The sequence below is a fragment of the Streptomyces sp. NPDC036764 genome (genome assembly GCF_055609385.1).
Genome location: NZ_JBVJPT010000002.1, coordinates 390,407 through 402,497 on the forward strand (window position 1 = coordinate 390,407; position 12,091 = coordinate 402,497).

11 protein-coding genes are annotated in these 12,091 nt (G+C 73.0%); 3 read left to right on the top strand and 8 right to left on the bottom strand.

The genetic code is table 11. The features are described from left to right. Window positions 1-124 precede the first annotated feature (124 nt). Window positions 125-850 (bottom strand): ankyrin repeat domain-containing protein, encoded by a 726-nt coding sequence (locus ACZ69Q_RS13285; RefSeq protein ID WP_471041045.1) that lies wholly within the window; start codon window positions 848-850, stop codon window positions 125-127. A 335-nt stretch (window positions 851-1,185) separates the two neighbouring features. Between ACZ69Q_RS13285 and ACZ69Q_RS13290 the strand changes: the two genes are divergently transcribed. From ACZ69Q_RS13290 to ACZ69Q_RS13300, 3 genes are read left to right on the top strand one after another with little or no spacing between them, the layout of a single operon-like run. Next, window positions 1,186-2,265 (top strand): FecCD family ABC transporter permease, encoded by a 1,080-nt coding sequence (locus ACZ69Q_RS13290; protein WP_471041047.1) that lies wholly within the window; start codon window positions 1,186-1,188, stop codon window positions 2,263-2,265. Window positions 2,266-2,267: 2 nt separating this feature from the next. Next, window positions 2,268-3,050 (top strand): ABC transporter ATP-binding protein, encoded by a 783-nt coding sequence (locus tag ACZ69Q_RS13295; RefSeq protein WP_471041048.1) that lies wholly within the window; start codon window positions 2,268-2,270, stop codon window positions 3,048-3,050. Beyond that, window positions 3,035-4,039: an ABC transporter substrate-binding protein gene (locus ACZ69Q_RS13300; RefSeq protein WP_471041050.1), complete on the top strand. Its 1,005-nt coding sequence runs from the start codon at window positions 3,035-3,037 to the stop codon at window positions 4,037-4,039. Before ACZ69Q_RS13295 ends, ACZ69Q_RS13300 begins: the two co-directional genes overlap by 16 nt. Window positions 4,040-4,043: 4 nt before the next feature. On the opposite strand, the gene ACZ69Q_RS13305 is transcribed toward ACZ69Q_RS13300, so the two are convergent. From ACZ69Q_RS13305 to ACZ69Q_RS13335, 7 genes are all read right to left on the bottom strand, one after another. Further along, window positions 4,044-4,976: an L-tyrosine/L-tryptophan isonitrile synthase family protein gene (locus ACZ69Q_RS13305; protein ID WP_471041052.1), complete on the bottom strand. Its 933-nt coding sequence runs from the start codon at window positions 4,974-4,976 to the stop codon at window positions 4,044-4,046. Window positions 4,977-5,229: 253 nt separating this feature from the next. Beyond that, entirely contained in the window at window positions 5,230-6,474 is a 1,245-nt protein-coding gene (locus tag ACZ69Q_RS13310) for a cytochrome P450 family protein (RefSeq protein WP_471041054.1), read from the bottom strand. A 15-nt stretch (window positions 6,475-6,489) separates the two neighbouring features. Next, complete coding sequence (gene asnB / locus ACZ69Q_RS13315) at window positions 6,490-8,316, bottom strand: asparagine synthase (glutamine-hydrolyzing) (RefSeq protein ID WP_471041055.1); 1,827 nt, start codon at window positions 8,314-8,316, stop codon at window positions 6,490-6,492. Between the two features lie 14 nt (window positions 8,317-8,330). Further along, on the bottom strand, window positions 8,331-9,683 hold the full coding sequence (locus tag ACZ69Q_RS13320; protein WP_471041057.1) for an MFS transporter: 1,353 nt from the start codon (window positions 9,681-9,683) through the stop codon (window positions 8,331-8,333). A 155-nt stretch (window positions 9,684-9,838) separates the two neighbouring features. After that, window positions 9,839-10,090, bottom strand: a complete 252-nt coding sequence (locus ACZ69Q_RS13325; protein WP_471041058.1) for a hypothetical protein — start codon at window positions 10,088-10,090, stop codon at window positions 9,839-9,841. A gap of 29 nt (window positions 10,091-10,119) precedes the next feature. Continuing rightward, entirely contained in the window at window positions 10,120-10,998 is an 879-nt protein-coding gene (locus ACZ69Q_RS13330) for an ABC transporter ATP-binding protein (protein ID WP_471041059.1), read from the bottom strand. 19 nt (window positions 10,999-11,017) lie between these two features. After that, window positions 11,018-12,091, bottom strand: coding sequence for a FecCD family ABC transporter permease (locus ACZ69Q_RS13335; protein WP_471041539.1), 1,074 nt, complete (start codon window positions 12,089-12,091; stop codon window positions 11,018-11,020).

Below are 12,091 nucleotides of genomic sequence, written 5' to 3' on the forward strand. Positions count from 1 at the left end.
GCTGTATCGATTTTCCGATGTACCGATGTGTCGATACACGGCAGAGCGGACCCGCCCCGCCGTATCCCAGTCTTCACCCCGGAGTGGGCCCCCGCACGTCGAAGGTGTGGCCCTGTGCCCGGCGTCAGACCAACTCCTCGGCGGACTTCGCCCCTTGCTCGCGCAGCCACGTCACGAGCGCGTGGTGGCCCTCACGGTCGGCGGCGTCCAGGGCGGTCAGCCGGTCGTAGCCGATCCAGTTGACGTCACCGCCCCGTCGCAGCAGGTGGTCGGCGATGCGCTGCTGCCCGCCGTGGCAGGCGCACCACAGCGCGGCGGTGACGTCGTCGGCCCCGGGCCGGTCGGTGCCGGAGGCGAAGCAGGCGGCGACGCGGTCGGCTTCGCCGAGAGCGGCGGCCTGCCACAGGGTGGTGCGGGCGCCGCGCTCCAGCAGGCGCCGCGCGCACCTCCACTGCCCGAAGGCCACCGCGTCGGCGAGGGGTGTGCCGTCGCCGATGACGCCGCCGTCGGCCTCGATGTCCGCGCCCAGGTCGAGCAGGGTGTCAAGGACGGGCACGTCGTCGCAGCTCGCGGCCCAGTGCAGCGGGGTCTCCCGGTGCGCGCCGGTGAACCGGGCGTTCACGTCCGCGCCGGCGGCGACCAGCGCGGCCACCGTCCGGGGGCCGTCGGGAAAGTGGCCGGGCCAGTCGGTGGCGATGTGCAGCAGGCTCCGCGCGGTATTGACGTCGCCCACCCGTGCCGTGGCAAGCCCCGGATGCGCGGTGAGCAGGTCCCGCAACCCGCCCACGTCGCCGGTCCGGATCGCCTCCACGACGGCGTGGGCCGGCGAAGTGTTCGGGTCGATCAGCATCGAGCCACCTCCCAGATCTCCACCTGGATAGCACGGCCCACTGACAACGCCCGCTCCCCCGTGGAGGGGCGCCCCCTGTCCCACCGGCCCGTACTCCCGTCTGTTACGCTCCCCGGGCCTTCCGCGGGGGAAGTCCGGTGAGAATCCGGCGCTGACCCGCAACGGTGTGTGCGAGGACCCTCCTGGTCGTCGCGTGAGCCCGATCGCCCGTGGTTGGTGCGACCCGTTGACTGCTCGCCGCGGACTGCGAGAGGGGACCGCGCGACCGGCACGGTCGTGCGGGCTGCCTCCTGCTCGATGTTCACAGGCGGCCCCAGGCGAAGGACCGCCCGCCCGTGCACCGAAGTACGCCACGGATATCCACCCCTGGATCCGGTACGGCCCGTCTCCCCGTCCTACCGCTCGTCCTCGGGCTGACGCTGCTGCTGCTCGTGTCGCTGGTGTGCGGCGTGGGGCTCGGGGCCGCCGGGATCGGGTGGGTGGACGTCTTCCGGCTGCTCGGGGCCGGGCTGACCGGCGGGACCCTCGACGCCGGGGACGTCGCCGCGTACACCATCGTCTGGGAGATCCGGCTGCCGCGCGTCGTGCTCGGCGCGGTCGTCGGGGCGGGGCTCGCGGCCGTCGGTGTCGCCGTGCAGGCGATGGTGCGCAACGCGCTCGCCGACCCGTTCGTGCTGGGCATCTCCTCGGGCGCCGCGGTGGGCGCCAACGCCGTGATCCTGCTGGGCGTGTTCGCGGGGCTGGGAGTCTGGGCGCTGTCTTTGTCCGCCTTCGCGTCGGCACTCGCGGCGACGGCGCTGGTGTACGCCATGGCCCGCTCCCCGCACGGACTCACCCCGCTGCGGCTGATCCTGACCGGGACGGCACTGGCGTACGGCTTCGAGGCCGTCACCACCGTCATGGTGTTCGGCGCGGCCCGCGGCGAGGCGGCCCGGTCGGCGATCATGTGGCTGCTCGGGAGTCTGGGCGGCGCGACCTGGGCCCAGGTGCCGCTCGCGGCGGTGACCGTGGCGGCCGGGTGGGCGTGGCTGCGCCTGCGGGCCGAGTCGCTCAACGCCCTCGCCATGGGGGACGAGACGTCCGCGGCGCTCGGCGTCCAACCGGCGTGGCTGCGCAGGGAGTTGTTCCTCGTCACGGCCGCCGTGACCGGAACCGTGGTCGCGGTCAGCGGGGCCATCGGGTTCGTGGGGCTGATGGTGCCGCACGTCGTCCGGATGCTGGTGGGCGCCGATCACCGGCGGGTGCTGGCCGTGGCGCCGCTCGCCGGGGCGGTGCTGCTGGTGTGGGCGGACCTGCTGTCCCGGCTCCTCCTCGCGCCCGCCGAACTGCCCGTCGGCGTGATCACGGCCGTCGTCGGCGTGCCCGCGTTCGTGCTGCTGATGCGGCGCGGCGGCTACGCGTTCGGGGGCCGGTGACCATGCGGCTCAGCATCGAGGGCGTCACGGTCGAGGCGGCCGGGGCACGACTGGTCGACGACATCCGACTCGCCGTGGACAGCGGGGCGTTCGTCGGTCTCGTCGGCCCGAACGGCAGCGGCAAGTCCACGCTGCTGCGCTGTGTGTACCGGGCGCTGCGTCCGGCCGCGGGCGTGGTGCGGCTCGACGGGGACGACGTGCACGCCATGGCGCCCAGGCAGACGGCCCGGGTGCTGGCCGCGCTGCCGCAGGAGTCGTCGGCCGAGTTCGACTTCACCGTCGCCGAGGTAGTGGCCATGGGGCGGCTGCCGCACCCGGGCCGTACGGCCGCCTCCGACCGGGAGATCTGCGCGGCCGCCATGGAACGGACCGGAGTCGCCCATCTCGCCGGGCGCGGGTTCCTTGCCCTGTCCGGCGGCGAGAAACAGCGCGTGCTCATCGCGCGGGCGCTCGCCCAGCAGCCGAAGGTGCTCGTCCTGGACGAGCCCACCAACCACCTCGACATCGCCCACCAGTTGGACGTGCTGTCCCTGGTGCGCTCCAGCGGCCTGACCGTGCTGGCCGCGCTGCACGACCTCAACCTCGCCGCCGCGCACTGCGACGTCCTGTACGTCGTCGCCAGCGGCCGGATCGTCGCGTCGGGCCCGCCGCACGACGTCCTGCGACCCGACCTGCTCGCCGACGTCTTCGGGGTCCGTGCCCATCCGGTACGGCACCCCGAGACCGGCGCGGTCCAGCTCCTGTTCGACCTCCTCCCCCAAGGAACCACATGCGCAAGCTCCTAGCCACCGCCCTCTGCCTCGCCGCGACGGTCACCGCGACCGGGTGCGGGGCCACGGTGGAGAAGCCGACGGACGCGAAGTCGTCCGCGGTCACCCTCACCAACTGCGGCCGGGAGGTGACGTACGACAAGGTGCCCGAGCGGGTGGTCACCAACGACGTCGGTATCACCGAGCTGATGTTCGCGCTCGGTCTGGAGGACCGCATGGCCGGGTTCGCCATGCCCGACGACAAGGGCGACCTGAGGGGCGTGCCCTGGAAGGACGGCTACGACAAGGTGAAGTGGCTGTCGAAGGACCAGCTCACCAAGGAGAACGTCCTCGACGCCCGCGCCGACCTCGTCTTCGCCGGCTGGAACTACGGCTTCCGTGAGGACGGCGGCTTCACGCCCGAGGCGCTCAACAAGCTCGGCATCCCCTCGTACGTCCTCACCGAGTCCTGCCGCAACGGCCGCACGGACAGCTCGCGCGGCATCATGCCGCCGCTGGACGCCTTGTACGCCGACCTCACCAACCTCGGGAAGCTGTTCGGCGTCGAGAAGCGGGCCGCCGCGCTGATCGCCGACTTCAAGAAGCAGGTTGCTGAAGTGCGGGCGAAGTCTCCCGAGGGTGCCGCGCGGCCGAAGGTGTTCCTGTACGACAGCGGACAGGACCAGCCCTTCACGTCGGGCCGCTTCGCCGCCCCGGAGCAGATCATCAGCGAGGCCGGCGGGACGAACATCATGCGCGACGTCGCGGACTCGTGGACCACCGTGGGCTGGGAGACCGTCGTGGAGCGGGACCCGGACGTCATCGTGATCTGCGACTACGGCGATGTGAGCGCCGAGCAGAAGAAGAAGTTCCTGCTCTCCTACGGGCCGCTGCGCAACGTCTCCGCCGTCAAGCACAAGCGGATCTTCGTCCTGGACTACGTCGACCTGGTCGAGAGCCCGCGCAATCCGTCGGCCATCGCCCGGCTCGGCACCTATCTGCGGACGGCGGCCGGGCGGCGCTGAGCCGTCACGCCCGCTCGAAGTGGCTGGGTCTGCCGTCGCGGTGGACCAGCCGCCCGAGGCGTCGCGCCCTGGCGTGGGGCATGAGGGTCCAGCTTCCGTCGGCCTCGCGCAGGGCGACGGAGTGCCAGGGCGTCGTCCACACGTCGGGCGCGTCGAGCAGCCGGATGCCGAACTTGGCGGCACCGACCAACTGGGGGTGGATCGACAGGCGTACGGCGCGCGGATGGTGATCGCCGATGAGCCGGCCCCAGGCCCGGCTGCGCTGGATGACGCCGTACGCCCGTTTGCGGCACTCGCGTTGGAGGGCGGAGCGGGTGCCGGTGAAGCCGGTGGTGTCCTCGACGAGGAAGCGGGTGATGCCCCGGTACAGGGCGAGGGTCTGCGGGTCGGTGCGGACCTCGGCGCGCAGGGCGTCCATGGTGGGGGCGTAGCGGTCGTGGACGTGGGCGCGTTTGGCGTCGTGCGGGAGGTCGCCGAGGACGTCGCGCAGGTCGAAGACGGAGAGGCGGCGCAGGTCCGACTCCCGGATCAGGGCGCGCAGTTCGTCCGCGTAGGCGTCGATGTGCGCGTCGGGGACGCCGATCAGGTCGCCGAAGACATGGCCGTCGGAGCAGATGACGACCTGCGCGCCGGGTGGGTGGATCTCCTCGATCTCGGCGCACAGGGTGTCGAGGAAGGCGAGGGAGAGGCGTTCGCCCATGTCCGGCAGGTGGCCCAGGGTCTTGGCCGGGTTGGGCGACTTGCAGGGGAAGCCGGGCAGGGTGAGGACGATGGGGGCGTCCTGGCGGACGTAGTCGGTGATCCGGCGCAGTTGGTGGGGGAACGCCTCGGCCGTGGCGTGAGACGGGTCCGTCGTGCGGTGGTGGGCGAGAAGCAGGTCCAGGATCCTCGCGCCGGTGGTTCGGGGGAGGGTGTCCGGTGCGGTGGTCAGCGGCATGTCGTTCCTCCACGGGTGTGCGGGCAGGGCGGGGTGGCGCCTCGGCGGGACGGGCGCGGTCGGTCAGCGGGCGGGGTCGGTCAGGGGGCAGGGCGGGGCGGCGCCTCGACGGGCGGGCGCGGCCGGTCAGCGGGCGCGGTCGGTCAGCGGGCAGGGCGGGACGGCGCCTCGACGGGACGGGCGCGGCCCGGTCAAAGGGCAGGTCGGTCAGGGCGCGGGTCGTTCAAGGGGGCGGGGTCGGCCGGGGCCGGCCTCACAGCCGTCGGTCGTAGCCGACGGGCAGGTGGTGCGTGCCGCGGCCCAGGACGGACGGGATCCACTCGATGTCCTCGTCCGCGACGGCGAGGTGCAGGCCGGACAGGCGGGCCAGCAACGTGCCGAGGGCGACACGGAGTTCGGCGCGGGCGAGGGCGGCGCCGGGGCAGAAGTGGATGCCGTGACCGAAGGCGAGGTGGGGGTTGGGGCTGCGGTCGAGATCGAGGGTGTCGGGGTCGGGGAAACGGCGCGGGTCGCGGTTGGCCGCGCACAGGGAGACGATCACGGAGTCCCCGGCCGGGATCCGGGTGCCGTACAGGTCGCTGTCCTGGTCGAAGAAGCGCCAGGTGGTGAGCTCGAAGGCGCTGTCGTGGCGCAGGAGTTCCTCGACCGCGCGGGGCATCAGGCCGGGGTCGTGGCGCAGCCGGACGAGCTGCCCGGGGTGGCGGAACAGGGCGATCAGGGCCGTCGTGATCTGGTTGGTGACCGGTTCCTGGCCGGCCACCAGTAGCTGGAAGATCATCGAGTCCAGCTCTTCCCGGGACAGTTCGCCCTGGTCGCGGGCCGCGACGAGACGGCCGAGCAGATCGCCGTCCCCGTGCTCGCGCTTGTGGGCGACGACCTCGGCGATATAGCTCTGAAGGCCGTGCAGCCGGGCTTCGTACCGAGGCCGCCCCGGGTCCGTCGGCCCGACCGGCTGGACGACCTTGCCCCAGTCCCGGTCGAAGCGGGCAGCCAACTCGCCCGGCAGGCCGATGACTTCGGCGAGTACCCGGAAGGGGAAGTGGGCGGCGAATCCGGCGACGAGGTCGGCAGGGCCGCGCTCCGGGAGGGCGTCGACGAGCGTGTCGGCCAGCTCCTGGAAGCGCGGCGTCAGTGCCTCGACGCGGCGCGGCGTGAACGCGTCCGTGACGAAGCGCCGCATGTGCGTGTGCTTCGGCGGGTCCTGGTGCAGGAGATGGACCTGGAGCTGGGAGTGCTGCGGCTCGGGCATGATCGAGGCACGCTCGCGCCAGCGGTCGTTGCCCCGGTCGTGGTTCTTGCCGAGCCGGTCGTCGTTGAGCGCGGCGTGGGCGGCGTCGTATCCGGTGACGAGCCAGGCCCGGACCCCGCTGGGGAAGAGGACCGGATGCACCGGCCCGGCGTCGCGCATCCGCTCGTACAGCGGATAGGGGTCGGCCTTGTACGGGCAGCCCATCAGCGGTACCGGGTCGGTGAGTGGCTGCGAGTCGTGGGTGGTCATGGCTGGTGGCGCTCCTCAGAGGGCGAGTTCGGGCTGGTGGTGGTCCAGCCACAGGGCGAGGTCGACGACGCGTTCGAGGCGGAGCCGGTGGCCCCATTCCAGGTGTTCGGGCGGAGTGTCGAGGCAGGGCTTGATGCGGGCCTCGTCGGCCAGTGCGCGGACCTGCTGGACGGACAGGGCGTCACGGGCCAGGTCCTGAAGTCCGCGGTTGTAGTCGGGGTGGTGGGTGGCCGGGTAGTGGTTCTTGGGGCGGTGCAGTACGGAGTCGGGTGCCAGTCCCGCTCCGGCGGCGCGCAGCAGGCTCTTCTCCCGGCCGTCGAAGCTCTTCAGCGCCCAGGGCACGTCGAAGGCGTACTGGACGAGCCGGTGGTCGCAGTACGGGACGCGGACCTCCAGTCCCCGCGCCATGCTCAACCGGTCCTTGCGGTGCAGGAGTTGGCGCAGCCAGCGGGTCAGGGACAGGTGCTGCATCTCGCGTTGCCGGTGCTCGGCGTGGCTCTCGCCGTCTAGGTGGGGCACGGCGGCCAGGGCGGTGCGGTAGGTGTCGTCGCGGAACTCGCCGATCCGCAGGTCGAGTTCGGGGTTGAGTGGCATGGCGGCCTCGTCGCCGGTGACCAGCAGCCAGGGGAAGGTGTCGGCGGCGAGCGCCCGGGGGTTGTGGAACCAGGGGTAGCCGCCGAAGACCTCGTCGGCGGCCTCGCCCGACAGGGCGACGGTGGAGTGCCGTCGTATCTCCCCGAACAGCAGGTACAGCGAGGTGTCCATGTCGCCGACGCCGATCGGTGAGTCGCGGGCCACCACGACGGCCTTGCGGTGCTCGGGGTCGAGCAGGGTGCGCGGATCCAGTACGACCGTGCTGTGGTCGGTGCCGATGAACGCGCCCGCCTCGATGGCGTACGGCGTGTCGTGGCCGGTGCGCAGGACGTCGCCGGTGAACTGCTCGGCCTGGTCGCTGTAGTCGACGGCGTAGGAGCGGATGCGGGCCTCCGGGCCCTCGCGAAGCTGGAGTTCGTCGGCGAGCAGAGCGGTCAGGACGGTGGAGTCGATACCGCCGGACAGCAGGCTGCACAGCGGTACGTCGGCCTCCAACTGACCGCGGGCGGCGGCGCCGACCAGGTTGCCGATCCGCTCGACGGTGGCGTCCCGGTCGTCCTCGTGCGCGCCGGCCTCCAGTTGCCAGTAGCGGCGTTCGCGGATGCCGTCGCGGTCCAGGACGAGCAGGCCGCCCGGCTCCACCTCCCGTACCCCGGACCACACGGTCGGCCCGGTGTTAAACAGCAGGCCGTACGCCTCCCGGAGCCCGTCCGCGTCGACGCGGGGCCGTATCTCGGGGTGCCGGAAGAGGGCCTTGGGCTCGGAGGCGAAGGCCAGACCGCCGTCGACGGCCGCCCAGAACAGCGGTTTGACGCCGAGCCGGTCACGGACGAGGAGCAGCCGCTGGGCTCGCTCGTCCCAGACGGCGAACGCGAACATGCCCTCCAGGCGGTCGGTGAGTCCCTCGCCCCATTCGGCGTAGGCGCGCAGCACGACCTCGGTGTCGCTGCGGGTGCTGAACCGGTGCCCGCGACCGCGCAGTTCGGCTCGCAGCTCGTGGTGGTTGTAGACCTCTCCGCTGTAGCTGAGCACGGCCGTGGGCGTGTGCGGCCGGTCGGTCATGGGCTGTGCGCCGCCTGCGAGGTCGATGACGGCCAGGCGGCGGTGGCCGATCGCGGCCCGCTCCCCCAGCCACACGCCCCCGGCGTCGGGGCCGCGTGGGGAGAGCTCGGCGGTCATGGCCTCGATGACCGGGGCCTGGGTGCGGGCGTCGTGGTGGAAGGACGCCCAGCCGGTGATTCCGCACATGGGGAACTCCTGGATCAGGTCGGGACGGTGTCGGTGGTCCGCTCGGGCACGGCCGCGCCCGGCCGGCCGGGCAGCGCGAGCAGGGGTACGGCGAGACAGGCGGCCGCGGCGGCGAGCGTCAGCCCGGCCCGCGCGCCGCCGTCGGACCCGGCCAGGGCCCACGCCGCGGTGGCGAGTGCGGGGCCGAGCGTGAAGCCGAGGCTGCGGGCGACCTGCACGGTCGATCCGACGGTGGCGGTCCGCCCCGGCGGGGCGGCGCCCATGACGAGGGCCTGCGTCGGGCCGCCGCTCAATCCCATGCCGAGGCCGGCCAGCGCCAGCCGCCAGGCCACGTCCGGCGGGGACCAGCCGTCGCCGAGCGGAATCAGCAGGAGGAGTCCGGCTGCGGTGAACGCGGCACCGGTGACCGCGAGGAGCCGAGGGCCGTACCGGTCCGCGAGCCGACCGCCGACGGGTCCGGCCAGCCCCATGCCGAGCGGGAAGGCGAGCACGGTCAGGCCGGTCGCGGTGGCGCTGACTCCCTCGTCCCGCTGGAGGTGCAGGGCGACGACGTAGTGCATGGCGGCGAAGGCCGCCGCCAGCGCGAGGACCGCGCCGTGCGCCCGGAACAACCCCGCCGCCCGCAGGACTCCGGTCACCGGACGGCCACCGGGCCCGCGCAGCCACCGCCACAGCGGCACCAGCGCGGCGAGTGCGAGCAGGGACCACGGCGGACGGCCGTCTCCCAGCGTCAGGGCGAGCAGCAGCATGGCCAGCCCGCCGCCCACGAGCAGCGTGTCGGCCAGGAACCGCCGGTCCGGCGCGCGCAACGCGCCGTCGTCGGGCATCGCCTTCCAGGTCAGGACGAGGGCCAGCAGGCAGAACGGAAGCTTGACCAGGAAGACCCAGCGCCAGCCCAGGTGATCCAGGAGCAGCCCGCCCACCGCTGGTCCCGTCATGGCGCCGAGCGGGCCGAGCGTCGCGGGCACGCTCATCGCCCGGCCACGTGCCTCGGGACGTACGGCGCGGATCACCAGCACCGGCATCAGCACGAACAGCACCGCCGCACACACGCCCTGCCCGATGCGGGCCGCCGTCAGCCAGGCCGCCCAGGGAGCCGCCGCGGCGAGAACACCGCACGTCGCGAACCCGGCGGTCGCCGCCAGCAGCGCGGGGCGCGTGCCCGAGCCGTCCAGCCATCTGCCGACCGGCAACAACAGGGCGACGACGGGAAGTTGATAACCCAGCACCGCCCATTGCGCCGTCGCGGGCGAGACGTGCAGTCCCGTGGAGATGTCGGCCAGCGCCACGTTGACGATGTTCATGTCGAGCATGGCCACGAACGACAGCGCGCCCGCGACGGCCACGAGAACCCAGCGGTCCGTCACCCTCGCCCCCTCCCTCTCCTGACCGGCCGCCGTACGGCAGCCTCACTTCCAGAGGTCGGGGGCGCTGAGGGCTCAGTTCCCGGAAATGGCAGGAAATATGAAGAATGCGGAGTCCGTCCCGGTGGCCGTGCGGAGTCCGTCCGGGTACTGCGGCATCAGGGCGCGCCGATGCCGTCCAGCTTGCCGGACTTGGCCTCCGCGACCAGCGACGAGAACTGGTCCGCGCTCATCTGCACCCGCTGCCCGAAGTCGTCCGTGAGGACCACCCGGCGCTCGGCCGGGGCGGCGGGGTCGACGAACAGTTGCGGACAGCCGCAGTCGCAGTCGCCGCAGAAGGTCGCCACGGGGTCCGGGCCGCCGACACCTTCGATGCCGGCCGTGCTGTCAATTCCCTTGATGTCGCTCATGGTTCACTGCCTTTCGCGATCGTGGGCGCTCACCGGTGTGACCGCCCGGGATCAGCCCCCGGGACACCGCTCGGGGCCGAAATGGGGACACCGGCGCCGAAGGCCGTGCCGGGGCCGTCGACGTCGTCCGGCCCGTCCGCCGGGGCCCGGTGATCGAAGGCGATCAGCGGGTCTCCGGTCAGCGGATGGTCCACGACGGTCGCCCGTACGCCGAACACCTCGGCCAGCAGCGCGGGTTGCAGCACCTCGCGCGGCGGGCCCGAGGCGACGACGTTGCCGTCGTGCAGGACGTGCAGCCGGTCGCAGACGGAGGCGGCGGCGTTGAGGTCGTGCAGCGACACCAGCGTCGTCCGGCGGCCCGCCCGCAGCAGGGCGAGCAGTTCGACCTGGTGCCGGATGTCGAGGTGGTTGGTCGGCTCGTCCAGCACCAGGACGTCCGGCTGCTGGGCGAAGGCGCGGGCCAGCAGGACGCGTTGGCGCTCGCCGCCGGACAGTTCCATGAAGCGGCGCCCGGTGTACCGCTCCATGCCGACGTCCGCGAGGGCGCGGGCGACGACGTCCCGGTCGGTGGCGTCCTCCCCGGCGAAGGCCCGCTTGTAGGGCGTACGGCCCATGGCGACGACCTCGCGGACGGTCAGCTCGAAGTCGCCGCCCCGCTCCTGCGGGAGTGCCGCGACATGGCGGGCCGCCGCGGCGGGGCTCAGCCGGCGCAGGTCGGTGCCGGACAGCAGGACCCGGCCGGCGGCCGGCTTCAGATGCCGGTAGACGGTGCGCAGGAGTGTGGACTTGCCGCTGCCGTTCGGACCGACGAGACCGGTGATCTCACCCTCGGCGGCGATCAGCCGGGCGCCCGCGACGACCGTGCGGCCGGCGTAGGCGACTTCCAGGTCCTCGATGTCGATCCTCAAGTCGTACTCCCCCAGATCCTCAACTGCCGCTCCCCAACCGCCGGTCCAGCAGATACAGCAGCGCCGGTGCCCCGATGAGGGACGTGACCACGCCGACCGGGAGCTCCTGGGTGTCCATGGCCGTGCGGCACACGATGTCGACCACGACCAGCAGCAGCGCGCCGAACAGCGCCGAGACGGGCAGCAGGCGGCGGTGGTCACCGCCGACGATCAGGCGGCAGGCGTGCGGCACCATGAGCGCGACGAAGGCGATGGCGCCGGAGACGGCGACGAGTACGCCGGTCAGCAGGCTGGTGAGGGTGAACAGTTCCCGGCGCAGGCGGGTTGCGTCGACGCCGAGCCCGGCCGCGGTCTCGTCGCCCATGATGAGGGCGTTCAGGCCCCGGGCACGCGCCTGGAGCCACACCAGCGTGACGGGTACGGCGACCGCGGGGGCGGCGAGCAGCGGCCAACTCGCGCCGCTCAGGCTGCCCATGAGCCAGAAGAGCACGCTGTGGGTCTGCTGCTCGTCGCCGGCCTGGAGCACCAGGTAGCTGGTGAACCCGGACAGGAACTGCCCGATCGCCACTCCGGCCAGCACCAGCCGCAGCGGTGCGAATCCGCCCCGGCGCCGGGCCACCGCCCACACCAGCGCGAAGGTGGCGAGGGCACCCGCGAACGCGGCGCCCGACAGCCCCAGACCGAGCGCGCCGCCCGTGCCGAAGCCGAGCACGATCGCGGCGACCGCTCCGAGGGACGCCCCGTTGGAGATGCCCAGGAAGTACGGGTCGGCCAGCGGATTGCGTACGAGGGCCTGCATCGCCGTGCCGACGAGACCGAGACCCGCGCCGACGAGTGCCGCCAGCAGGGCGCGGGGCACCCGGAGTTGCCAGACGATCAGGTCGTCGGTGCCGGGGCGCGGCGCCTCGCCGGACAGGCGCCGCCCGACGACACTCCACACCTCACCGGCCGGGATGGACGTCGAGCCCCAGGACACGGCCGCGGTGAGAGCGGCGAACAGGGCCAGGGCGAGGGCGACTGCCAGCGGCGCGGCCGGCACGGAGCGCGTCCGGGTGCGCTCCTGCGGATCCGCCGTGCCCTTCCGGCGCACCAT